Origin of the sequence: Umezawaea beigongshangensis (genome assembly GCF_016464305.1) — a bacterium.
Lineage (GTDB): Bacteria > Actinomycetota > Actinomycetes > Mycobacteriales > Pseudonocardiaceae > Umezawaea_A > Umezawaea_A beigongshangensis.
Map to the genome: position 1 here is coordinate 1 of NZ_JAEIOJ010000012.1, position 21,901 is coordinate 21,901.

Below are 21,901 nucleotides of genomic sequence, written 5' to 3' on the forward strand. Positions count from 1 at the left end.
CCCGCCCGCCCCGCCCCGCCCCCCCCCCGCTTTCGTCTCCCCCCGCGTCTTCTCTCTCCGCGCGTGGGGGGGGGGGGGGGGGGGGGCCCCCCCCCCCCCCCCCCCCCCCCCCCCCCCCCACACCTCTCCTGGTATACCACCAGGTCGAGCCGTGACGTCGTGTCCTCCATCTTGGGCAAGGCCCACCCCGCGTACGCGGGGACGAGGCCGAGCTGCTCGCGGGAAGACCCCCGCGTACACGGGGACGAGCAGAGTCGAGCGAAATTGAGATGGGCGCCGCTCGTCCCCGCGCACGCGGGGATCGTCCGGCGACCCAGCGCTAGGCCGTGTTTCAGATGTGGCGTAGCCAGATGTTGATGGCGGCGATGTCGATGGTGGCCTGGTAGCGGACGGCGAGCTTGTCGTAGCGGGTGGCCACCGCGCGGTGTTGTTTGAGCAGGTTGATGCCGCACTCGACGGCATGGCGCTGTGTGTAGACCTGCCGGTCGATCGTGGGTGGCCGCCCGCCTGTGGAGCCTGTGGCCTTGCGGTGGGCGGCTTGGTCGCGGGGTTGGTCGATGGTCGCCTTGATCCCGCGGTGTCGCAGGTAGGCGCGGTTGGCCTGGGAGCTGCAGGCCTTGTCCGCCAGGACCCGGTCCGGCCGGGTCCTGGCGCGGCCGGGACCGAGGCGCGGCACCGAGATCCGCTCGATCACCGGCGCGAACTGCGGGCTGTCACCCCGCTGTCCGGCGGTGAGCAGCAGCGACAACGGACGGCGGCCCTGCTCGCAGGCCAGGTGCAGCTTGCTGGTCCACCCGCCCCGCGACCGCCCCAACCCGTGATCGTCCGGCTCGGTCCCGCCCGCGGCGGTGTCGGGCGGTTCGACCTGCAGATCCCCCTCTTTTCGCGCGCCGGCGGCATGCTGGTGCGCCCGCATGATCGTGGAATCCACGCTGACGTCCCACACGATCGACCCGGCGGCGTCGGCGCGGGCCTGCAACACGGTTAGGACCTGCTGCCAGATCCCGGTCCACTGCCAGCGGCGGAACAACCCGTAGACGGTCTGCCGGGGTCCGTAGTCGGGGGACGTCACGCCACGGGGTGCAGACCCGCACCCGCCACCGGATGCCGTCGATCAACTGCCGCTTGCTCCACTTCGGCGGACGACCCGGCCTGGCACCCACGGGCAGCAACGGTCGCAACACATCCCACTGCGCGTCGGTCAGGTCGGCCCTCCCCGCTGCCGCTACGCTGGCCACGAGGTCTCCGGTACTGCAGGTTTGCTTGGTCGCTGACCCACTTACCGGAGACCTCGCCACGTTCCGGCCGCCGACACGCCGCCGATCACCTCACCTTTGAAACACGCGCTAGGCCATACGTGCTGCTTATTTGACCACACTTCTGCGGTTTCAGTTCACCTGGGCGCTGCTGACGACTTCCCACATCAGGTCGATCTCTAGCTTCAATCGCGTCCGTACGATTTCCGCGTCGATGAAGCGAATGCGCAACTGCGACACGCCGTCCCTCAGATCTGTGAACACTCGCCGATCGTGCGGCTGAACCCCTGCCCCTCAGGAATCTTCGACTGGCCCCTCCAGAACCGGCTGATGTGCAGATTTCCCGCAGGATCAATCAATGGGCGTAGGTCGGTGGTGCGGCGCCTGCCCGTGAGACTATGCTTCCTACCAACGGGCAGGGGGGCAGGTGGAGTCGTCAACCGAGAACCACTTAAGCGGAGACGTCTCCGGCCACGCCGTCCAAGTAGGCGCCATTCACGGCGACGTGCACCTCTACGCCACCTCGGTCGAAGTCACGACCGTCTATCCGCCGCTGACCGAGTGGACGGAGCTCCCCGTTCTGCCCGAGCGGGTTCGATCGTTGCTCCGTGCCCAGGTCCAAGCCGCGCAGGAACTGCCCTACCGGCTGCCGGGCGCGCGTAGGCCGTCATTGGAAACAGTCTACGTACGGCAGGATCTGGGCAGCGGTGGTGAGAAACCACCCTTCGAACACCTCCGGCCCACCCCCGTGCTGGATAGCCACGGGCAACCGGTGGACCTTCCCAGCCCTCCAGTAGTCCGGCAGGCGGTGCGCCCGCCGTCACGAACCGTGCGAGAAGCGTTGGACGCCAACGAACACCTGCTCGTCACTGCCGGACCAGGGCAGGGCAAGTCGACGCTGTCGTTGCGGCTCGCCGCGGACGTCGCCACCCGGTGGACCTCGCCCGCCGTCACCCCGCTCGCCGAACCGGTCGTGCCACTGCGCCTCACCGCACGCGAACTGGCCTCCCGGCTCGACTTGCCGTTCCCCCAAGCACTGGCAGCCGCCGTGGCCGTCGAGTATGGCGCGCTCCTGCTGTCTGCGGTGGAGGAGCGGACCCTGGCCGAGCGCGTCGTCGGCTGCCGCTGGCTGCTGCTGGTGGACGGCTTGGACGAGGTGGCCGACAGCGCCGAACGCGACCGTCTTATCACCGTGCTCGCCGCTTGGACGTCAGCCGACTCGCCGTATCGCGTCGTGCTCACCACGAGACCCATCGAAGGCGCGGCATTGGCGCCGCTGCAACGGATCGGGGCCGCCCGGTACGAGTTGCAGCCGTTCGACGACGAGGCGCTGCGGCGCTTCGCGGACAACTGGTTCGACGACGGCGATGATGCGGGCCGGTTCATCCGGCAGATTCGCACGGCCCACTTGGACGAGTTGGTGCGGGTGCCCCTGCTGGCCACCATCGCGGCGATCATCTTCGAGCAGCACGACGACCGGCCGCTGCCTGACAACCAGTACGAGCTGTACGAGGCCTATCTGAAGTACCTGCGCTGCGGCCACCAAATCGCGCCGAACCCGCTCGACCAGTCGCGCGAGGCCCTGCTGGAACACCTGGGGCGAACGCAACTGGAGACCGACACGTCCCTGCTCGCCGCCGCGGTCACCTGGACCGGCGCCACTGGCGAGGAGCTGATCGCCTACCTGACCGCAGTGGGCCCGTTCACCCGGCACGGCTCCGACCTGCGGTTCCTGCACCACAGCTTCGCCGAACACCTGGCCGCGACCGCCATGGCCCGCCTGCTGCCGGAACGGTTCGATCCGGAACACGAGGACTTCGTCCGCCTGGTGCACGCGGCCCAGCCGGACGAGCGCGGGCGGCGCGCCCGAGCGGTGCTGCTCCACCACACCCGCCTGCACCCAGCCGAAGCGGACCGGCAGCTGCGGTGGCTGCACACATGTCACCACCTGCTTGCCGCACGCTTGCTGGCCCGGCACCTGCCCGCAGGCGCCGAGGCCGTGGACGAGTTCCTCACGACTGTGCGGGCGTGGGCGATGACCACCCAGTACCCCGGCCGCGAGATCCTGAGCCAGACCAGCCGCGCTGCGCACCACCCTGGCCTGCACAGGTGGCTCGCGGACCTGATGAGGGACAAGCAGGCTCCGTGGCAGTCGCGGGTGGAAGCGGCCACCGCGCTGGCTACCCGGCTGCGAGGGGCGTACCTGGCCGACGCCGTCGCGGAGCTGCATGCCACCGTGGACGACGAGGCGACAACGGTGGACCACCGGCTCGCGGCAGCCGAGGCACTGGCGGAGTGCGGCAGCGCTGACCGGGAGGCTGCGGACCGCGGTCTGCGTTCGGTGCTGGCGAACCCACTGGCCACCGCATCGAGCTGCCGGACGGCCGCGGTGGTGCTGGCGGGCTTCGGCGGGACTGCCCGCGTCCACGCGGTGGAGGCGTTGACGCGGTTCCTGGACGACCCGTGCACACCCGACCACGACCTGATGGAAGCCGCTACTGGTCTGGTCGAGATCGGCGTCGAGTTCCACGAACGCTGTGCCGATGTCTTCCACACCCTATTACGACGTCGGGGTGGTTCGGTGAGCCTCCGGGACACGGCGCTCGGGCTGGCCTCGCTGGGGAGTTCACGGTCGGCCGAGGCAATCACCGCGCTCACCGGGTTCGTGACCAACCCGCAGCTCGACCACGTTGAACGCGCCGACGCCGCTGAAGTGCTCGCCGAACTGGGACCGCAGCACCGCGTCGCGGCGGGCGAGCTGCTCTTGGCGATCGCCGCCGAGCCCGGTGTCGAAGTCCACGACCGCTGGAACTACGCGTCCTCCCTCAACCGGTTGGGTGGGGAGTTCCAGCAGCCTGCCGCAGACCTCCTATGTTCCGTGTTGGCCGATCACACGGTCAGTGCCAACACGCTCCTGTGGACGGCGCGGACACTCGCGGATCTCGGACCTGCCCACCACGCTGAAGCCGCCCGCGCACTTCACCGTGTGGCCTCACATCCGCGGACGGGCACCTACGACCGCCCAGCCGCGCTGGGGCGGCTGGCCGACCTGGGCGACCCCCACCGGATCCCAGCGGTGGCGGCGCTCCGCGCTGATCTGGAAGATCGCGGCATAGATCCGGAATGCCGTTACCGAACCGCGGACGAACTTGCGCGGTTGGGACCGGATTTCCACCCCGAGGTGCGCGGGCACCTGCTGGAGATCGCTTCGGGACCGTTCGACCGCGCGGTCCGCGTCAGCGCTTGGCGACAGCTCGCGACCATGGGTGCCGAATTGCGGTGTCGGGCACTGGCCGCTCTGCTCAACCTGATGGGGTGCGACCACGATCCACGCGGCTCGCACACGCTGTACTACCGGACGGACACTGACGTTCCCCATATCGCCGCGGGTGTGCTCGGCGAGGTGCTCGCCGAGCCCTCGCACACCTCCGCCTTTCGGATGCACGCGGCTCAAAGCCTCGTCAATCTCGGGCGGCCGTTCCACCGCACCGCCATCGACGGGATGGTCGATCTAATCAGCTCTGGTGCGGTGCCCAGGACCAAGCTCAGGTTGGCAGTCCGGAACTTCGTCAAGGTGGGGGCAGCTCTACGGTCCGAGCTGGCCTTGGTCTTGCGCGACGTCGCGGTGTGCCCGCAGTCGCTCGCCGAGCACGTCTGGCAGGCGGCCGAAGCGATGAACGCGCTGGGTCACGGCGATGACCCCGATGTGTTGGCCGCCCTGCATACCATCATGGTCGACGAATCGGAGAACTGGCGTGTTCGCGGACAGGTGAGCATGACCCTGGCGCGTGCCGATCCGCGGCACCTCTCGGAGGCCACCGCCGTGATACTGCGAATCAGCGCCGAATATCCGCGTCTGTGGGCGAGTTGGCTGTGTGCCCTAGCGGTCCTCGGAGCCGACCCGGCTCCGGGAATCCGGTCGCTAGTGGAGGACTCCGCCGCTGAACGGGGGACTCGCGAACAAGCCGCTTCGACGCTCGCCCAACTGCGTCCCGACCTGGTGGGAGAGGCGCTGCGGGAACTCAGACGACAAGCCGCGGACGAGTACTTGAAGTTCATGTGGCGCACCGACGTGATGCTGGAGGTGACCCGCTTCGACCCGGATACCGTCGACACTGCGGTCGCCGTCCACTTGGCGGTGCTAAACGACGAGCGCGATCTGATCGACCACCGTTGCGAGGCCGCCTGTCAACTCGTGAAACTGGACCCTTCGCTCGGGCGGGTGGCGGTTGACACGCTGCGGCGGTTGGCCACGGACTCGGAGTTGATGCCCGCGGAACAGCGGACCGCCGTGTACTGGCTCAAGTACGTCACCTCGATACGGCCTGCGGAGGTCTTCCGGTTGGCCCTCGCGGTAGTGCATGATCCCGCCGCGGGCCATCTCGTGCGCACCCGACTGGTCGATCGGCTGTCCGGCGCGGCACGGTCGGACCTCGAACGGTCGTTGCTCGCCGACCGCACGATCCCGATCGGGCGACGAGTCCCCAACACCAACATGTGGGGGCACCATCCTCTTGCGCCGGAAGCGGAACAGGCGGTTCGGGACGTGCTCACGGCCCCCGAATCGCGACCTGCCGAACGGGTCGCCGCTGCCGCGACGCTTAGCAGGCTGTCGCACCAGTTCACCTCGGAGGCCGCCGGTCTGCTGGACGAGCTGAGCCGCGGCCGGTGCGCGGCGCTTAAAGCCCGCCGGGAATTGGCTGAGTTGGGCGGGGTGTGGCGCGGTCGGGTGCTGGCCGACGCCCAAGACATCCTTAAGGACGAAGCCTGCCCGTGGCGCGAGCGCCTCACAGCAGCCAGGCTCCTCGCCGAATTCCTCGCTGATCCCGGCCGGTCGGTGATCGACCACTGGCGAACTCTGGCTCAGGACGAGCGGACGTCGACCCTGGCACGGGTGCACATCAGGTACGTGCTGCGGCGGACGGACGGGCTCGACGCAGTTCGAGCGATCCTGAACGACGAGCGAGCCGAGCCCGCGATCCGGTGGACGGCTGCGAAGCTGCTCCTCGACCACGACGTGGCAGACCGGGCCGCTGCGGCGCGTGTGCTCAACGCCATCGCGATCGACGCCACCTGCCGGCCTGCACTGCGGTGGCGTGCGGCCGAAGCCTTGACCGACTTTGGTGTCCGTGGCCGCGAGTTGGCGGCGCACGCGCTACAGACGATCGTCGACGGCTCCTCTCTGTCGGTGACCGCGCGGGCCAACGCGGCCCGTGTCCTGGGTCGGTCCCGGCCGGATCTCCGGGTTGAGGTCGTTCAAGTCCTGCGTGGGCTCAAGGACGCTGGGCCACCCTTGCACCGCAAGCTGGTGCTCGAAGCGATCGGCTCGTTCAAATCCACCGAGGGTGTGCTCGGGTTGCGTGCCATGGCCGAGGACCGCGCGCTGGGGCCGGTGGTGCGGATCCGCTGCGCTGAGGCGATGGCGGAGTTGCGCCGCGACTACCGGGAAGTCGTCGCGGTTGTCGCACGCGAGATAGCGCACGACAGCGCCGTTCCCGCGCACGTCCGGGTTCGCGCCGCACGGGATCTGGCCCGGTGGAGTGACCTTTGCCGTGCCGAGGCCCAGGAGTTGTTGGGCGCCTTGACTGGCCCGGTTCGGCACCATGCCCGCAGTGAGTCCGAAGTGGATCCTATCTGAGCGCTCTACCGCTCGGATAGCCGTTGACGCCACCAGATGTCTGTGTGTCGAGGGCTGAGGTGCTCCGCCAACGGGTCGGAGAGGATGTGTGAGAGGGATCCACTGAACCGAGTGATCACCGACCTGCGCAACTTCTTCGAAGAGAACTTTGACGAACGCTGTGCTTGCCGAAAATGTCGTCCGTGCAGGTCAGGCGGCGTGGTGGTACTCGTTGAGGATGCCGCCCAGTCGTTGCCGTTGCACCGCCACGGTGCCGATCGCCGCTCGCATAGGCGGTGGTGATGTGCGGCAGTACTTTCACGACGATCCGATCACGGGCAGTGCGAACTGGACTCCGGAGAAGCGCATCGCCGTGGGCTGGACCGGGCGGGTGCTGGCCGGGCCGGACGGCCTCGTCTACAACATCATGGGCAACGGCGAGTTGCGCAGGTTCCGCTGGAACGGCACCACGTTCGACGTCGCGGCGACGAGCCGTGCGCGCTCCAGATCGCTGCCATGCCGATCGTCTTACAGCTCGTTTCATAATGAGGTGGGTAGCTTGCGGTAGCAGATCAGTGCGCAGGCCAGTTGCATCAGTCCGAGGTGGATGTCGGCTCTGACCCGAGCCGGGACTGGTGAACGCCTCACGAGCACGGCTCCATGCGGCTGGCTCCCCTCTTCGACCTGTGTCTTCGTCTGGGACGGCTCACTCGGGGATGGTCAGGCCGTGTCGGTCGTCGTCGGTCCACTCGGGGGAGCGGCCGATCTCGGCGCAGTACTCGGCCCAGGTCTTGCGGCGCTGGATCGACGGCACTGCCCTGGTCCAGTAGGTGACCTGGCCGTTGTAGCGCCAGGCGCCTGTCGTCGGCCCGTACTGGCTGACCAGGGTGCCGGTGCGTTCCAGTCGGCTGAGGGCGACGCCGAAGCGGACGCTGGAGGCGGTGTAGGCGCGGGAGCCGAACATAGAGTGTCCCTGCTCGGCGACGTGCGCGGCGAACAGGTCGGGGAAACGTGTGCGCAGGCGGTGCTCGACGATTCCGTACTCCAGGAAGGGGTCGTCAGGACTGACGCAGTGCTCGAGCGGTTCGAGCAGGTCGTCGGTCACTCCTTCTCGCACCTCGCTCGGCGGTTGGAGCGCCTTGCTCGTGGTGAGCCACTCACTCTCGTCGTGTGCTTGCCGGTTGATACAGCGGTACTGCAGCAGGCCGTCAGGCAGCCTGCGGGGAGGCAGCACGTCGTCGGCGCTGAAGCACTTCGGACAGGTGATGATCACAGGTGGTCCTTTGGCGTGCCGGTGAAGAGGCGGAGTTCCAGTTCGTCGGGTACGCAGTGGTGCTCCCCGGTCCAGCGGGTCAGCAGGTCGCAATAGCGCTGGTAGGTCTGCGCCGTCCACGAACCCGCGGGGTTCAGAGAGGTCCAGCCGCAGTCATCGCGCAGCGCGGTGGCCACGACCCGGTCCAGGATCAGGCACGGATGTCCTGGAGCGCCGCCTCCCGCGAAGTAGAGGAACTTCGTGAAGAACGACGGACCCAAGAACCGGATCGCGCTGCGGTTGTCCGGCCACAGCGTTGCGTACGCGCCGGTGGGGTCATGTCGTGACCTGTCCGCTGCCTCGGCCAGGAGTTTCTCGGCGCGCGGCACGTCGGCGGCGATGCTGTCCAGCCTGCGGGCGTTCTGTCGAAGGTGGTTGCCCGAACCCCATGCCAGCACCCGCCACAGCAACGTGAACACGTCATCGGCCGGAGCCCACCCCTGGGCGCGGGTGAGCGTCGGCCCGACCGGCGGTGTACCGGGGCAGCCTGCGGGCACTCACTGCCTCGCGCCACCACTGCTCCGGGATGGCGATCGCGTGGTCGCTGAGGCTCGCCCGATAAGGACGGGAGGGCGCCGCCCAGAGCGGCAACACCACCGTCGTCAGATTGGTCATCGGCAGGTCAGGCGGCGCGGTGGCACTGGTTGAGGATGCCGCCCAGTCGTTGTCGTTGGCGGATGCGGAGGCGGGCAGCGGCCGCTCGGTCGGTGAGGGCTGATGGCGAGGCGCGTAGTGGTCGTGCGTTGTTGATGCCTTGGTGGGGTCGGTGGGTGTTGTAGAACTGCTCGTACTGACGTAGTGCGTGGAGTAGGTGCCGCTGGTTCCAGATGAGGGTGCGGTCGAGGAGTTCGTGGCGGCAGCTGCGGATCCACCGTTCCATGATCGCGTTCATGCGCGGGAGGCGGACTCCGCTGAAGGCGACCTGGGTGCCCGCGTCGGCGAGGGCGGAGTCGAACAGGGCGGGGAGCTTGCCGTCTTGGTCGCAGATCAGGAACTGGGCGGTGCTGCCGATGTCGTCGAGGTCCATGACGAGGTTTCTGGCGGCTTGGGTGGTCCAGGGGGCGGTGGGGTGTGCGGTGGCGCCGAGGACTCTGATTCGGCGGCTGGTGTGTTCGACGGCCGCGAGCTCCTACAGGCGGGTGCCGCTCGGGGTGGTGGTCTCGAAGAAGTCGCAGGCCGGTAGAGCGTCGGCTTGCGAGCGGAGGAAGGTCGATCAGGTCGTCGAGGTGCGCTCGGGAGCAGGGTCGATCCCGACGTCCTGGAGGATGTGCCAGACGGTGGAGGCTGCGACCGTGATGCCGAGCACGAGGAGTTCTCCGCGGATGCGGCGGTAGCCCCAGGTGGGGTTCTCCCGTGTCAGGCGCAGCACCAGGAGTCGGATCGAGCGGATGGTCGGTGGATGGCCGGGCCGCTTGGGGCGGAATCTGGGCGTGTGGCGGCGTGCGATGAGGTCGCGGTGCCACCGCGGCACCGTCTCCGGACGGAGCAGTGGCCGAGGCCGATGAAGCGTGGCGGTCGGGAGTCGGTGCGGCAGCGCCGCGAGGAACGCTCGGTCGGCGGGGGAGAACCGAGGGCGGTCCTTGCCCGGTTGGCGTTCTAGGATCGTAATCTGGTGCCGTAGTGCCAGGATGTCCGTGTCTTTGTCCCGGCCGGTCATGGGCAACAGGCGCAGCAGCGCAAAGGCGTTGGTGACGCTCAGGTGGGCCAGTTGGAGCAGCACAGCCGGTCATCATGCTGCGTCACCTGACGAGCCCGTGGAACACAAGCATCCTTGCGGGCTATCCCGAGCCCGTGTCCTGAGCTCGCTTCTGACCTGCGTGGATGGAGTTATCGGCAGGCACAGGGTTGTGCGGGCGGCGGATGCAGGGGCAGTTCAGCGGGAAGGGCCTGTACTGCCGGTGCCGTTTCGCCCAGGAGTACGGGCTGGTCAACAAGGTCGAACACCCGCGCAACGTCTACCTGGCCGAGCGGGACCTGCTCGGTCCTCTGGACGACTGGCTGGCGCTGGTGTTCGCGCCGCACCGGTTGTCCGACGCTGTGGACGCGCTCTACCGCTCGCAACCCGACCTGGAGGAAGATCCGGCGACGCTGGACGCGTGGCGGGTCGTGGCGGAGTGCGATCAGAAGCTGGAACGGCACCGAGCGGCGTTGGAGGCCGGCACCGATCCGCAGTTGGTGGCGCGGTGGACCGCCGAGGTGTCGGCACGCCGGGCGGAGGCGCTGTCGTGGTCGCAGGCCGCTGTCGGGCGGGAGCAGATCGCCACGATGGTCGCGGCGCTGGGCGACGTGCGCCAGGTGCTCGGCAACGCCGATCCCGACGACGAGGCGGAGGTGTACCGGCAGCTGCGGTTGCCGGCGACCTACCACCCCGGAAAACGAACTGTGCGGGTCGAGAAAAGTCTCGACCCGCACAGTTGGGGTTGTGGTGCGTGTCCGAGGGGGGACTTGAACCCCCACCCCCTTTCGGGGACTAGCACCTCAAGCTAGCGCGTCTGCCATTCCGCCACCCGGACTCGGCTCTCGCCGTGGTTCTCACAGCCTAGCCCACCACCCCGGACACCCCGGCATCCGGGTCCTGGTCAGGGGACGGGCTGGGGGAGACGGGGTTCTTCTGACGTGCGGCGACGCGCGCGGGGCAGGACCAGGACGCCGCCCACCACGGCCGCCAGCGCTGCCGTCCGGAGAGCCTCCAGGCCGCTGCCCTGGGTGAACAGGACGCCCGTGTCCAACGACGTGTAGCGCTCGTCCAGGGTCGCGGTGTGGCGGTCGACGATCCACACCGTGCCGCACAGGAAGGCGCTCGCGGCCAGGGTGAGGGATCTGGCGGCCGCTTTCGCCCGGGTCGACGTCGCGCCGGACGACGCCAGGAGGGGGAGCAGGGACGCCAGGAGCAGTGCTGCGGCGACGACCACCAGGACGCCGTGCGCGCGTGGCACGTACGGCGTCGTCCCGCTGATCGTCCGCACCTGCCACAGCGTCGCCACCACGCGGTAGGGCTCGCCGGCGGGATCTCGCTGGGCGTAGGTGTAGATCGTCGCGAACGTGGCCGTCACCGCGAGTGCGACCGCCACGACCAGCGTCGCCAGACCGATCTGCCACGTCGCGGTGAGTCGTGGTCGGACCTCCGCACGGTCCGGATGATCATCGGATCCGGTCATGCTGCGAGCCAACCACACCAGTCGATCTTGAAGCAGCCGCCGTCCGCGCTACGCGGCGGCACGCGGGGTCATGACCCACCTCAGGGTGCTCACCAGGCCGTGTCCGGCCAGTCTCACGGCGGTGGCCTCGGTGGCGGGCAGGTAGGGCAGGCGCAGTGGCAGGCGGGTCCACGCGGGCAGCGTCGAGACGGCGGTCGACGCCAGTACCGCGTACGGCGGGCGGGCGAGCAGGGGCAGCGGGGGGTTCAGCAGCAGGAACCTCGCCGCGTCGCGCGCCTGCGGGGTGCCGCGCAGGTCGGGGCGGTGGCGGGCGAGCGTGGCGGCCAGTTCCGCCCTGGTGCGGGGCGGGGCGGGCACACCGAGCGCCTCGGCGACGCGGGCGGCGTCGGCCACGTAGCCGTCGCACTCGTCCTCGGTCAGGGGGTTCGCGCCGTAGCGCTGGTGGCAGCGCAGGAAGCTGTCGACCTCGGCGGCGTGCACCCAGTCCAGCAGTCGCGGGTCGCTCGCCCGGTACTCCCGGCCGTCGGGCGCGGTGCCGCTCACCGAGTCGTGGACGCGGCGCACGTGGTCGACGACGCGCTGGGCGTCGGCGGCGGTGCCGAACGTCGTCATCGCGAGGAACGTGCTGGTGCGCTGGAGCCTGCCCCACGGGTCGGCGCGGTAGCCGGAGTGCCCGGCGACGGCCGCCATCGCCAGCGGGTGCAGCGATTGCAGCAGCAGCGCGCGCAGCCCGCCGACGAACATCGACGCGTCGGCGTGCACGCGGCGGATCGGCCGGTCGGGGGCGAACCAGCGCGGTCCGGGGGTGTCGTGGATGCGGGCGCGGTTGGCCTCGCCCCGCGGGCCGGCGACCCGTTCGAACAGGGTGGCGCCGACGCGGCGGCGGATCTCGTCGAGGTCCAGCGTGGTTCTGGTCAGCACTCCTCCAGCATGCGGTGCGCGGCCCGTCGCCGCACACCGCCTGCTGGACTCAGGTCCTGGTGCGCCGCCGGAACAGCACGACGGCGGCGGCGAGGGCCAGGAGGAACAGGCCGCTGCGCCAGGCGAGCGCGAGCGGTCCGCTGCTGCCCACGGGCGTGCCGGTGAGCAGTCCGCGGATCGTCTCGACGACGGGCGTGACGGGCTGGTGCTCGCTGATCCGGCGCAGGGACGACGGCATGGTCTCCGTCGGCACGAACGCGCTGCTCAGGTGGGGCAGGAACAGCATGACGAAGCTCAGCCCGCTGGCGGACTCGACGCTCCTCGCGATCACGCCCAGTCCCGCGGCCGCCCACGACAGGGCGAGCACGTAGAGCAGCAGCAGGCCGATCGCGGCGAGCCGCTCGACGGGGCTGCCGTCGGGGCGGAAGCCCATCGCGACGGCTGCCGCGAGGACGACCGCGGTGGACAGCTCGTTGCGGGTGACGCTGGCCACGACGTGGCCGACGGTCGTGCCGGGCGGGGACGCGCGACGATCCGGTCAGCGCGGTGAACACGTCGTCCGGGGTCGGACGGTGCGAGGAGACCCGCGCCACGCGGACGCCCGCGTCGCGCAGGTCGTCGAGCACCCGGTGCAGGTGGGTGGCGCTGCCGTCGGACGGGATGCCGAGGAGCAGGCGCTCGTGGTCCACGTGCGCGCCGGGGCGCGCCAGCAGGTGCGCGGCGCGTTCGAGCCCCGCCCGGTCGGCGAGGCGCAGGTCGAGCCGGTCGCCGCCGACCTGCGCCTTGAGCGCGTCGGCGGTGCCGGAGGCCACGACGACGCCGTGGTCGAGCACGACGACCTGGTCGGCCAGCCGGTCGGCCTCGTCGAGGAAGATCACCCGCGGGCTGGAGACCAGGCTCATCGTCAGGTCCAGCCGCCTGCGCATCCCGCCGGAGTACTCCTTCGCCCGCTGGTCGGCCGCGTCGGCGAGGCCGAAGCGCTCCAGCAGCTCGGTCGCGCGCCGCCGTGCCCCCGTCCGGCCGGGTGAGCGTGGACAGGTCCCGCACGATCGTGGTCTTCCCGGCGCCGTTGGGGCCCAGCAGCGCGCACACCGATCCCTCCGGGACCCGCAGGTCCAGGACCCCCGGCGGTTCCCCGCGCTGAACGGGGTGGTCGTGTCCGGCGCCTTCACCGGTGAGGCCGAGCAGCCCGAGGCGGCGCCCGGTCAGCACGAGATGGACGCCGACTTCTTCTTCGGGGTCGACCTCCACCTCGACGGTCTCGCGGCCCTCGTCGCCCGGCGCGCGGCCGAGCCGGTTCCCGGCTGATCGGCCGCGCTCGGCGAGGGGCTACCAGACGTCGCCGTCGCGCCAGTCGCAGATCAGGCCGCGCGTCAGGTCCAGCGGCACGGCCAGTCGCAGGACGTGGACGCCGTCGTCGTCGTCCGGGGTGCGCTGCACGCCCGACGGGGTCATCACACCGGACGGTCCGCGCCACCGCTCCCAGCCCCGCGCCGCGTAGAAGCCCTCGGCCTCCTCCGCGGCGCTGAGCGCGCCCACGTCGTAGGCGCCGCGCAGCACGCGTTCCACCTCGCGCATCACCGTCGCGCCGTGTCCCAGCCCCCGGTGCTCCGCGTGCACGCCGATCGCCTCGACGTACCCGGTGCGCAGTGCGCGTCCGGCGTGCAGCAGGCGCCGCTGCACCACGGAGCCGTGCCCGACGAGTTCGGAACCCTCTCGCACCAGGACGTGCACACCGCCCAGCGAGTGGTCCCAGTCGTCGTCGCTGAAGTCGCCCTCGAAGACGTCGTCGAGCAGTGCTCGCACCGCCTGGAGCGCGGCTGGGGACAGGTCGGCGGTGTGAGCGGTGCGCACCTCGGTCATGACCCCATCCTCGTCGTGCGGCGGGTCGCCGGACACCCCGTTTCCGCACGACCGGTCGGGCGGTGTGGCGCCACCCGTCGTGCGGAGGGCGGGGCACCTGTGGTCGGATCGGGCTCGCGTCGTGAGGCGGACGGCGGCGCGGAGGGACCGACGCGCGCCGGACGCGTGTTCCCGTCGACCGCGATGAGGAGGAACCTCGTGCGACCCGATTCCTCAGCACCCGTCCTGGCGGTGTCCGTCGACGACGAGTCCGGCGTGGTGATCGTCTCGATGCGCGGCGAGCTCGACCTGGCCACCGAGCACGTGGCCCGGCGTCCGCTGCTGGCGGCGGTGGACCGCGCCGCCGTCGTGGCCGACCTGTCCGGCCTCGCGTTCTTCAGCTCTGCCGGCATCGGGGTGCTGGTCGTCGCCAGCGAGCGCGCGGCCGCGACGGACACGGCGCTGCACGTGGTGGTCACACCGCGCATCGAGCGCGTCCTGACCGCCGTGGGTCTTCAGCACCACCTGCACCTGCACCGGACGCGCGAGGACGCGCTCGCCGCCGTGCGCGGCCGGGGCTGATCGCCGGTCACCCCTCGTGCAGCCGCAGGACCGGCACACGCGTCCGCGGCTCGCGGAGCGGGCCGTCGAGCACGACCAGCCCCACGTCGGGGACCTCGACGGCGGTGTCGGCACCGGCCCTGCGGAACAGGAACTCCGGATCGGTCACCCACTCGTCCCTCGTCGCCGCCAGCTCGCGCGGTCCGGCCGGGCGGGCGAGCTTCGGCCGTGCCGGTGCCGGTGCCTCGTGCGGCGGCGGGGCGTGCGGCGGCGGGTCGTGCGCAGGGGCGGGGGAGACGTCGACCGGCGTGCCCGCGACGACCCACAGCGTGCGGCCGGGCGTGCACAGCCCGGCGAGCAGCCCGACCAGGCCCGCGCGCTCGGCGGGAGAGCTCAGCCGCGCGGAACGCCCCGCCAGCACCTCCGCCAGGACCGCGTGCTCGTCGGGGCTCAGCTCGTCCACGCCGAGCAGGGCGCTCGCCTCGTCCAGCGGCATCGAGTCGGGGTGCCCGCGCCGCACCGGCCAGTGGGGGAACGCCGGTCGCGGCCACGTGTAGGGCAGGTCGTCCGGCACGTCGGGGAAGAAGCGGCGGTAGTGCTGCGGGTCCTTGCGCACCAGCGAGGAGCGGTGCGACAGGTGCACGGCCTCGGTGCCCAGCCACGGCGGCAGGGCGTCGGCGGCGGCCAGTGCGCGCTGGTCGGGAACCTGGTTGCCGCTGAACTCCAGCAGCGACTCCAGCGTCGTGTCGGCGTGCCCCCGTGCGGTCCACTCCCGGCAGATCGCCACGCCGTAGCCGACGAGCGCGCGGGTGAAACCGCGCCACATCGTGACGGCCGGGTGGTGCTTCCAGCCGTACTCCGGCCACACGAGCGCGCGGAGGATCTGCAGCGTCTCCGCTCGCTGCTTGCCGAGCCTGCGGTCGTCGAGCACGGCGGCAGTCGCGGCGAAGTCGGCGTGGGGGAGGAAGGTCTGCACGCCGCAGGGGGTTCCCCGGCTCGACGGCTCTACTCCACACGGGCGTGTCGCGGTCGCGCCCGCTCGCCGAACGCTCCACTCGTGGTGCTTGACCGCTCCACTCGCGGTGGGGCGGTCGTAGGCTGCCGGGATGGAGACCGTGGCGGAGGCCCTGGCGCTGTGGCGGGACGGCGACGCCGACGGGGCGGTGGAGAGGGCGCGGTCGGCGGGGACGCTGCTGGGGGACGAGCTGGTCGCGCACTGGAGGAGCGCCGGTGAGGGGCGGGTCTACGACCAGCCCGAGGCGTTCCTGCGGTTCGTGCGCGGCGGGGGGAACGTCGAGCTGTACTCGCGACTGAGCGACGCGCTGGCCCGCGGCTGGGACGCCACCCGGCCGGAGTCGCTGCTCGACGTCGGGTGCGGCGACGGGCTCGCACTGGTCCCCGCGCTGGAGCGCGCGGCGCACGTGCCCCAGCGCATCGACCTCGTGGAACCGTCGCGGACCATGCTCGACGCCGCGCGCGCCGCGGTCCCCGGCGCGCGCGCCTGGAACGAGAGGGTGCAGAGCTTCCTCGCCCGCTCCGCCGAGCCGCGCTGGGACGCCGCGCAGGCGACCTTCTCGCTGCACACCTTCGAGCCGCGGGAGCGCACCTCGGTCCTGCGGGGGCTGCGGGAGCGGGTGACGCGGCTGAGCGTCGCGGAGTTCGACGTGCCCGAGTTCGCCGAGGGCACGCCCGAGCACCTCGACTCGCTGGCCACCCGCTACGAGCGGGGCGTCGCCGAGTACGGCAGGGACGCCTCCCTCGTCGCGCGGGGCTTCCTGCTGCCGGTGCTGCTGGGACAGATCTCCCCGAACGCCGCTCGCGAGACGTGGGAGCAGCCCGTCGCCGCGTGGGCCGCTCAGCTCGCGGACGCCGGGTTCTCCGACGTCGGGGTCGAGCCCCTGGCGGACTACTGGTGGGCGCCCGCCGTGCTGATCACGGCTCGCTGACCGCGTCGCGGGTCCGCAATGTGATCATCGGCACCCGCCGGGGTGATCACTGCTCCGAACGTGGCCGGACTGTGGGTGTGTGCCCGGTGATTTTCCCGGTCGAGCCCCGTAGAAATGATCTCGGCGCACGAGAGAGTGCGGGGGAGCAGGGCCCCCGGCGGCAGCACGCGGAACGGGACGTTGCAGGGACGTCCCACCCGCGGTGGCACGCGGAGCGGACGTTGCAGGGGCGTCCCCTCCGAGGTCGCGCTCTCGTGGCCCTCGGGGGTGGCGCGGTGATCCGCGCCACCCCTGCGACACGTCGGGGGACGTCGAACGGGAGAACGGCGTGAGTTGATCACCCGAACGGCGGGACGTGGTGGCCGGATGCCGTGCCACTCCATCCGATCGGAGCCTGGCGTCGGATGTCCGGTGTGGACAGGCTCTGTCGTCGGCCCGGATTCACGGTGGGCCACGTCGGACGAGCTGGAGGGGAACGATCGTGCACGGCCCGAACGGCATACGCGGAGACGTCCTGGACCTGTTCCTGGAGCAGTGCCCGTCGGCGGCGTTCCTGCGCGACGACGCGGGGGTGTACCTGTGGGTCAACCAGGCGTACGCCGAGATCTACGACCTCCCCGAGCCGGCGGCGATGGTGGGACGCGACCTCTTCGAGTTCGACCCGCCGCTGCTGGCGGCGACGTACCTCGACTCGGACCGGGAGGTCCTGCGCTCGCGCGACGCGCTGCGGCACGCGCTGCCGCTGGCCAAGCACGACGGCGTGGGCGAGGCGGTCGGCCAGCGCTTCCGCGTCGCTCTGCCGGACGGCGGCTACGGCGTCGGCGGCATCTACACCGACGTGACCGAGCTGCACCGCGCCCGCGCCGAGGTGCGGCGGTTCGAGTCCCGGTACACGAGCGTGTTCGAGCGCAGCGGCGTGGCCCTGGCGCTGGTCGGGGCCGGTGGGGCGCTGCGCGAGGTCAACCCGGCGTTCGCCGAGCTGCTCGCCCGTCCAGCCGCCGACCTGACGGGCACGCCGCTGCGGCACGTCCTGGGGGCGGAGGAGGCGGCCACCGTGCTGACCGGCGGCAGCGGCCCGGTCCGGCTCACGGTGGGCGTGCGGCTGCCGGGCGGACGCCTCAGACCCGCGACCGCCACGGCGACGGCGGACGTCGACACCCCCGAGGTGGTCCTGGCTCTGCAACCACTGCGGACCTCGCTCAGCGACGACCTGTTCGACACCCTGTCCACCGAGGAGGCGGTCCTGCTCGAACTGCTCGCCCTGGGGGAGGACAACTCGACCATCGCCGACCGGATGAACCTCTCCCGCCAGGGGCTGGACTACCACATCCGCAGACTGCGCCGCCGGATGCACGCCACCACCCGCGTCGACGTCGTGTCCCGCGCCTACGCCGCCGGACTGCTCGACCCGGCGTCCTGGCCACCGCGGATCTGCCGGGTGGCCCGGCGCTAGCCGCGCCGGACCGTCCACACCGGACGGGTCGGGCACGCCCCGGTGCCACCGGCGGCGGCCGGGGACCTACCGTCGTGACATGACTCCGGTGACCGTGGCCGCCGTGCAGGTGGGCAGCGTCCTGTTCGACACCCGGCGCACGCTCGACCGTGCCGAGGCGCTCGTCCGCGAGGCGGCGGCGGGCGGCGCGCGCCTGGTGGTGCTGCCCGAGGCGCTGCTCGGCGGATACCCCAAGGGGCTGGACTTCGGCGTCACCGTCGGCAGCCGCTCCGCCGAGGGTCGCGAGACGTTCCGCCGCTACGCCGAGGCGGCGGTCGACGTGCCGGGTCCGGAGACGGCACGCCTGGCCGACCTGGCCGACGAGCTCGACGTCCACCTCGTCGCGGGGGTGGTCGAGCGCGCGGGCGGCACGCTGTACTGCACGGCGGTGTTCCTCGCTCCGGGCTCCGGTGTCGTCGGCACGCACCGCAAGCTGGTGCCCACCGCCGCCGAGCGGTACCTGTGGGGACGGGGCGACGGGTCCACCATGCCCGCGGTGCCCAGTCCGCTCGGCGTGCTCGGGGCGGCGATCTGCTGGGAGAACTACATGCCGCTGTTCCGGCAGGCCATGTACTCCAAGGGGGTCCAGCTGTGGTGCGCCCCCACCGTCGACGACCGCGACCAGTGGCAGGCCACGGTGCGGCACGTCGCGCTGGAGGGCCGCTGCTTCGTGATCAGCGCTTGTCAGCACCTGGTGCGCGCCGACCTGCCGCCCGACGTGCACCCCGTGCAGGGCGACGCGCCGGACACCGTGCTGATCGACGGCGGCAGCGTGGTCGTGTCACCGCTGGGGGAGGTGCTCGCCGGTCCGCTGCGCGGTGGTGAGGGCGTGCTGCTCGCCGAGATCGACCTCGACGACCTGGCGCGGGCGAAGTTCGACTTCGACGCCGCAGGCCACTACGCCAGGCCCGACGTCTTCGGCCTGCACGTGGACGAGACGCCGCGCGCCACCACGCGCGTCACCCCGGCGCCGAGGGCGGACGGGCGCCCGGCGTGATCGTCGTGGAGCGGGAGCGGGAGCGCCGCCGCCCCGACGTGCGGGACGCGACGAGCGAGGAGTTCACCAGCTCGCCGGAGCGCCGCGCGGTCCTGGTGACCACCTTCGACCGCCTCGTCGCCCTCGCCGAGCGGGAGCGCCGGCCGGAGCACGTCCGCACCTGATCGTGTGAATTCTCGACAGGAAGCGGGAGCTGTTCGTCACCTGTTGACCGCAGCGCTCCCGGTCGGCCCTGGTGCGGGCCGACCTGCGGCGCGCGTGCGCGCTGGCGATCACGGCGGCCGGTGGCGACGCGGCCCGATCGGTCGTGGACACCCGGTTCACCGCGCGGCGCGACGGTGGCGACCTCCGGCGATCGTGGCGATCCTGGACCGGCCGGGCACACGGCGTGCCGGCGGGAGTCCGAGGAGGAACCCGTGCGTGTCCTCGTCTCGTGGCGCAGCTCGCTCGTCGGAACCGCGACCGCCGTCGTGATGGTCCTACCGGCGTCGACCGGACTCGTGCGGGCCGCACCGGGGACCGGGGACGTGCACGTTCCCGTCGGCGCGGAGGTCGTCGAGGGCAGCTACCTCGTGTCGCTGGAACTGGCGCCGGGCCGGTCGGTCGAGGCGACCGCGCGGGCGCTCACCGTCGAGCACGGCGGCACCGTGGAGCGGGTCTACCGCCGCGTCGTCGACGGGTTCGTGCTCGGGGCCTCCGAGGAGGAGGCCCGGCGGCTCGCTCGTGATCCGCAGGTCGCGGCGGTCGAGGCGGACACGGTCGTCACCAGCCACGCGCGCAGGCCGGACCCGGTGTGGAACCTCGACCGGGTCGACCAGCGGTCGGCCGTGCTGGACAGCGCGTACACCTACCCGGAGGAGGCCGGTGCCGGGGTGACGGCCTACGTCGTGGACACCGGGATGCGGACCGGCCACGACGAGTTCGGCGGCCGAGCGTCGCTGGGCGTCGACCTCGTCGGGGACGGCCGGACGGGTCAGGACTGCGCGGCGGAGGGGCACGGCACGCACGTCGCCGGAACGGTCGGCGGCAGCGTCCACGGGCTGGCCGACCGCACGGACCTGGTCGCCGTGCGGGTGCTGGACTGCGGAGGCAGGGGGACGGTCAGCCGGGTCGTCGCGGGCGTCGACTGGATCACCCGGCACGCGCGGCGCCCTGCCGTGGTGAACATGAGCCTCGGCGGAGCCAGGTCGGCGATCGAGGAGGAGGCGGTCACCTCGTCGATCGGCACCGGCCTCACCTACGTCGTGTCCGCCGGCAACTCCGAGCGCGACGCCTGCGACCACAGCCCGGCGGGCACCCCCGAGGCGATCACCGTGGGGGCGAGCAACGCGCTCGACGAGCGCGCCAGCGGCTGGAGCAGCCAGAGCCCCGGCTCCAACTACGGGTCCTGCGTGGACGTCTTCGCGCCCGGCGACGAGATCCGGTCGGCGCACAACGCCTCCGACACCGCGAGCGCGACGCTCAACGGCACGTCGATGGCCGCCCCGCACGTGACCGGAGCCGCGGCGCTGGTGCTGTCGAAGTACCCCGACGCCACCCCGGCCGAGGTCACCGACATCCTGCTGGGCCGCGCCACGAGCGGCGCCCTGGACGCGGCCACCCTCGGCGAGGGCTCGCCGGACAGGCTGCTGCACGTCGGAGGCGCGCTGGAGGCGCCGCTGCGCGACTTCGGCGTCGACGTGGACGACGAGGAGGTCGAGGTCGCGCCCGGTGCGAGCGCGACGGTCGCGGTGACGACCACGAACCTCGCCGCGCTGCCGCAGGAGCTCGCCCTGGAGGTGAGCGGCGCCCCGGAGGGCCTGACCGCCGTGCTGGACCGCACGACGGTTCCGGCGGGCGAAGACGCCGAGCTCACCGTGTCCGTCGCCGCCGACGCCGACCTGCCGGGGGACGCCACCCTCGTGGTGACCGGCACCGGCCCGTACGGCACGACCCGCACGGTGACGGTGGTCGTGTCGGTGTCGGTGCCGGAACCCGACCCGGACCCCGATCCCGACCCCGGCACGCCGTGACGTCGTGACGGCGGGACGCGCGGTCGCCCGCTCAGGCGGCCGCGCGTCCCGCCGCGGCGTCCAGCACGGGCGCGAGCGCGTCCACCACCAGCGCGTACCCGGCGGCGGAGGGGTGGAAGCGGTCGCCGGAGAACAACCGGGGATCGGCGGCGAAGCGCGCGGCGAGGTCGCGCCCCACGGGAGCCACGACACCGCCCGCACCGGTCACCGCCTCGGCCTGCGCGCGAGCGTAGAAGCCGCTGACCTGCGAGACCAGCGTGCGGTAGGCCGGTGGCACGGGAGACGCGACGCTCAGGTCCGGCGCCGTTGCGACGACCACCTCCGCCCCGGCGGCCCGCAGCCGGGCCACGGCGTCGCGCAGGAGTCGCGCGCCGACCTCGGGCGCGGTGAAGCGGATCAGGTCGTTGGCGCCGACCACGATCAGCGCCAGGTCGACGCCGGTCGCCACGGCGGTGCGGACCTGCGCGGCCAGGTCGGCCGACCGCGCCCCCGACACCGCGAGCACGGACAGGTCCACCTCCCGGCCGCTCGCGCGCAGTCGTGCGGCGAGCCGGGGGCCGGGTGTCTCGTCGGCGCGGGCGCAGCCCACGCCCGCGGCGAGCGAGTCGCCGAGAACCCGGAAGCGCAGTGCGGTGGAGGTGCTGGAGTTCGTCATCACCCGGTTCAACGCTCGCGCGTCCGCACCGTGTTCCGGTTCGCTCCGCCTCCGGGACGGATCACATCACCGTGTCCGGTGGTGCCGAAGGACCTGCCGGACAGGGACTCCGGGTGGGCCGTTCGGCCCTGG

General features: G+C 71.8%; 21 protein-coding genes, 1 tRNA gene and 1 pseudogene. 9 read left to right on the top strand and 14 right to left on the bottom strand.

Annotated features, from left to right (window positions below; translation table 11 throughout):
• Positions 1-331: 331 nt before the first annotated feature.
• Together IMZ35_RS24720 and IMZ35_RS31545 are read right to left on the bottom strand one after the other, a co-directional pair.
• A protein-coding gene (locus IMZ35_RS24720; protein ID WP_307868723.1) for an IS5 family transposase occupies positions 332-1,238 on the bottom strand; the annotation gives its coding sequence in 2 pieces (ribosomal slippage) (positions 332-1,058 and positions 1,057-1,238; 909 coding nt in all).
• Between the two features lie 150 nt (positions 1,239-1,388).
• Entirely contained in the window at positions 1,389-1,520 is a 132-nt protein-coding gene (locus IMZ35_RS31545) for a hypothetical protein (protein WP_267877258.1), read from the bottom strand.
• A gap of 163 nt (positions 1,521-1,683) precedes the next feature.
• Here IMZ35_RS31545 and IMZ35_RS24725 point away from each other — a divergent pair, with 163 nt between their 5' ends.
• Both IMZ35_RS24725 and IMZ35_RS24730 read left to right on the top strand, forming a co-directional pair.
• Positions 1,684-6,894, top strand: coding sequence for an NACHT domain-containing protein (locus IMZ35_RS24725; protein ID WP_199443589.1), 5,211 nt, complete (start codon positions 1,684-1,686; stop codon positions 6,892-6,894).
• A gap of 283 nt (positions 6,895-7,177) precedes the next feature.
• The gene (locus tag IMZ35_RS24730) at positions 7,178-7,441 is read left to right on the top strand and encodes a tachylectin-related carbohydrate-binding protein (protein ID WP_199443590.1); all 264 of its coding nucleotides are present in this window, start codon (positions 7,178-7,180) and stop codon (positions 7,439-7,441) included.
• Positions 7,442-7,579: 138 nt separating this feature from the next.
• Here IMZ35_RS24730 and IMZ35_RS24735 read toward each other — a convergent pair whose 3' ends face one another.
• The 9 genes and pseudogenes from IMZ35_RS24735 to IMZ35_RS31920 all read right to left on the bottom strand — a co-directional run.
• Positions 7,580-8,146, bottom strand: a complete 567-nt coding sequence (locus tag IMZ35_RS24735) for a hypothetical protein (RefSeq protein ID WP_199443591.1) — start codon at positions 8,144-8,146, stop codon at positions 7,580-7,582.
• Positions 8,143-8,682 carry an 8-oxoguanine DNA glycosylase OGG fold protein gene (locus IMZ35_RS24740; protein WP_368857025.1) on the bottom strand — a complete coding sequence of 180 codons (540 nt, stop codon included), beginning with the start codon at positions 8,680-8,682 and terminating at the stop codon, positions 8,143-8,145. Before IMZ35_RS24740 ends, IMZ35_RS24735 begins: the two co-directional genes overlap by 4 nt.
• Positions 8,683-8,807: 125 nt before the next feature.
• On the bottom strand, positions 8,808-9,212 hold the full coding sequence (locus IMZ35_RS31005; protein WP_229373171.1) for an integrase core domain-containing protein: 405 nt from the start codon (positions 9,210-9,212) through the stop codon (positions 8,808-8,810).
• A gap of 186 nt (positions 9,213-9,398) precedes the next feature.
• Positions 9,399-9,905: a helix-turn-helix domain-containing protein gene (locus tag IMZ35_RS31010; RefSeq protein WP_307868726.1), complete on the bottom strand. Its 507-nt coding sequence runs from the start codon at positions 9,903-9,905 to the stop codon at positions 9,399-9,401.
• Positions 9,906-10,615: 710 nt separating this feature from the next.
• A tRNA-Leu gene (locus tag IMZ35_RS24755) sits at positions 10,616-10,698 on the bottom strand.
• Between the two features lie 66 nt (positions 10,699-10,764).
• Positions 10,765-11,343 carry a hypothetical protein gene (locus IMZ35_RS24760; protein WP_199443593.1) on the bottom strand — a complete coding sequence of 193 codons (579 nt, stop codon included), beginning with the start codon at positions 11,341-11,343 and terminating at the stop codon, positions 10,765-10,767.
• A gap of 48 nt (positions 11,344-11,391) precedes the next feature.
• Entirely contained in the window at positions 11,392-12,264 is an 873-nt protein-coding gene (locus tag IMZ35_RS24765) for an oxygenase MpaB family protein (protein WP_307868728.1), read from the bottom strand.
• A gap of 49 nt (positions 12,265-12,313) precedes the next feature.
• Positions 12,314-12,757: an ABC transporter permease gene (locus tag IMZ35_RS31015; protein WP_307868730.1), complete on the bottom strand. Its 444-nt coding sequence runs from the start codon at positions 12,755-12,757 to the stop codon at positions 12,314-12,316.
• Between the two features lie 424 nt (positions 12,758-13,181).
• A pseudogene (locus tag IMZ35_RS31920) lies at positions 13,182-13,476 on the bottom strand (ATP-binding cassette domain-containing protein); the annotation flags it as partial.
• Between IMZ35_RS31920 and IMZ35_RS24775 the strand changes: the two are divergent.
• Entirely contained in the window at positions 13,420-13,572 is a 153-nt protein-coding gene (locus IMZ35_RS24775) for a hypothetical protein (protein WP_199443712.1), read from the top strand. The pseudogene IMZ35_RS31920 and the gene IMZ35_RS24775 overlap by 57 nt on opposite strands.
• 21 nt (positions 13,573-13,593) lie before the next feature.
• On the opposite strand, the gene IMZ35_RS24780 is transcribed toward IMZ35_RS24775, so the two are convergent.
• Positions 13,594-14,127 (bottom strand): GNAT family N-acetyltransferase, encoded by a 534-nt coding sequence (locus tag IMZ35_RS24780; protein WP_199443594.1) that lies wholly within the window; start codon positions 14,125-14,127, stop codon positions 13,594-13,596.
• A 198-nt stretch (positions 14,128-14,325) separates the two neighbouring features.
• On the opposite strand from IMZ35_RS24780, the gene IMZ35_RS24785 reads away from it, so the two are divergent.
• Complete coding sequence (locus IMZ35_RS24785; RefSeq protein WP_199443595.1) at positions 14,326-14,688, top strand: STAS domain-containing protein; 363 nt, start codon at positions 14,326-14,328, stop codon at positions 14,686-14,688.
• 7 nt (positions 14,689-14,695) lie between these two features.
• Here the strand turns inward: IMZ35_RS24785 and IMZ35_RS32310 are convergent, their stop codons facing one another.
• On the bottom strand, positions 14,696-15,643 hold the full coding sequence (locus IMZ35_RS32310) for an MSMEG_6728 family protein (RefSeq protein WP_199443596.1): 948 nt from the start codon (positions 15,641-15,643) through the stop codon (positions 14,696-14,698).
• 130 nt (positions 15,644-15,773) lie between these two features.
• On the opposite strand from IMZ35_RS32310, the gene IMZ35_RS24795 reads away from it, so the two are divergent.
• From IMZ35_RS24795 to IMZ35_RS24815, 5 genes are all read left to right on the top strand, one after another.
• Positions 15,774-16,613, top strand: coding sequence for a class I SAM-dependent methyltransferase (locus tag IMZ35_RS24795; protein WP_199443597.1), 840 nt, complete (start codon positions 15,774-15,776; stop codon positions 16,611-16,613).
• Positions 16,614-17,094: 481 nt separating this feature from the next.
• A complete protein-coding gene (locus tag IMZ35_RS24800) occupies positions 17,095-18,066 on the top strand; it encodes a PAS domain-containing protein (RefSeq protein WP_199443598.1) in 972 nt (323 codons plus the stop codon).
• Positions 18,067-18,145: 79 nt separating this feature from the next.
• On the top strand, positions 18,146-19,102 hold the full coding sequence (locus tag IMZ35_RS24805) for a carbon-nitrogen hydrolase family protein (RefSeq protein WP_199443599.1): 957 nt from the start codon (positions 18,146-18,148) through the stop codon (positions 19,100-19,102).
• Positions 19,099-19,266: a hypothetical protein gene (locus tag IMZ35_RS24810; protein ID WP_199443600.1), complete on the top strand. Its 168-nt coding sequence runs from the start codon at positions 19,099-19,101 to the stop codon at positions 19,264-19,266. The genes IMZ35_RS24805 and IMZ35_RS24810 overlap by 4 nt, the downstream gene beginning before the upstream one ends.
• Before the next feature lie 252 nt (positions 19,267-19,518).
• Positions 19,519-21,114 (top strand): S8 family peptidase, encoded by a 1,596-nt coding sequence (locus IMZ35_RS24815; RefSeq protein WP_199443601.1) that lies wholly within the window; start codon positions 19,519-19,521, stop codon positions 21,112-21,114.
• Positions 21,115-21,145: 31 nt separating this feature from the next.
• Here IMZ35_RS24815 and IMZ35_RS24820 read toward each other — a convergent pair whose 3' ends face one another.
• Complete coding sequence (locus IMZ35_RS24820; protein WP_199443602.1) at positions 21,146-21,769, bottom strand: SGNH/GDSL hydrolase family protein; 624 nt, start codon at positions 21,767-21,769, stop codon at positions 21,146-21,148.
• Positions 21,770-21,901 lie beyond the last annotated feature (132 nt).

Excerpts from the sequence above, each read along its gene's own strand:
- IMZ35_RS31005 (WP_229373171.1), bottom strand. The coding sequence starts at position 9,212 with ATGGACCTCGACGACATCGGCAGCACCGCCCAGTTCCTGATCTGCGAC.
- IMZ35_RS24760 (WP_199443593.1), bottom strand. The coding sequence starts at position 11,343 with ATGACCGGATCCGATGATCATCCGGACCGTGCGGAGGTCCGACCACGA.
- IMZ35_RS24780 (WP_199443594.1), bottom strand. The coding sequence starts at position 14,127 with ATGACCGAGGTGCGCACCGCTCACACCGCCGACCTGTCCCCAGCCGCG.
- IMZ35_RS24795 (WP_199443597.1), top strand. The coding sequence starts at position 15,774 with ATGGAGACCGTGGCGGAGGCCCTGGCGCTGTGGCGGGACGGCGACGCC.
- IMZ35_RS24805 (WP_199443599.1), top strand. The coding sequence starts at position 18,146 with ATGACTCCGGTGACCGTGGCCGCCGTGCAGGTGGGCAGCGTCCTGTTC.
- IMZ35_RS24820 (WP_199443602.1), bottom strand. The coding sequence starts at position 21,769 with ATGACGAACTCCAGCACCTCCACCGCACTGCGCTTCCGGGTTCTCGGC.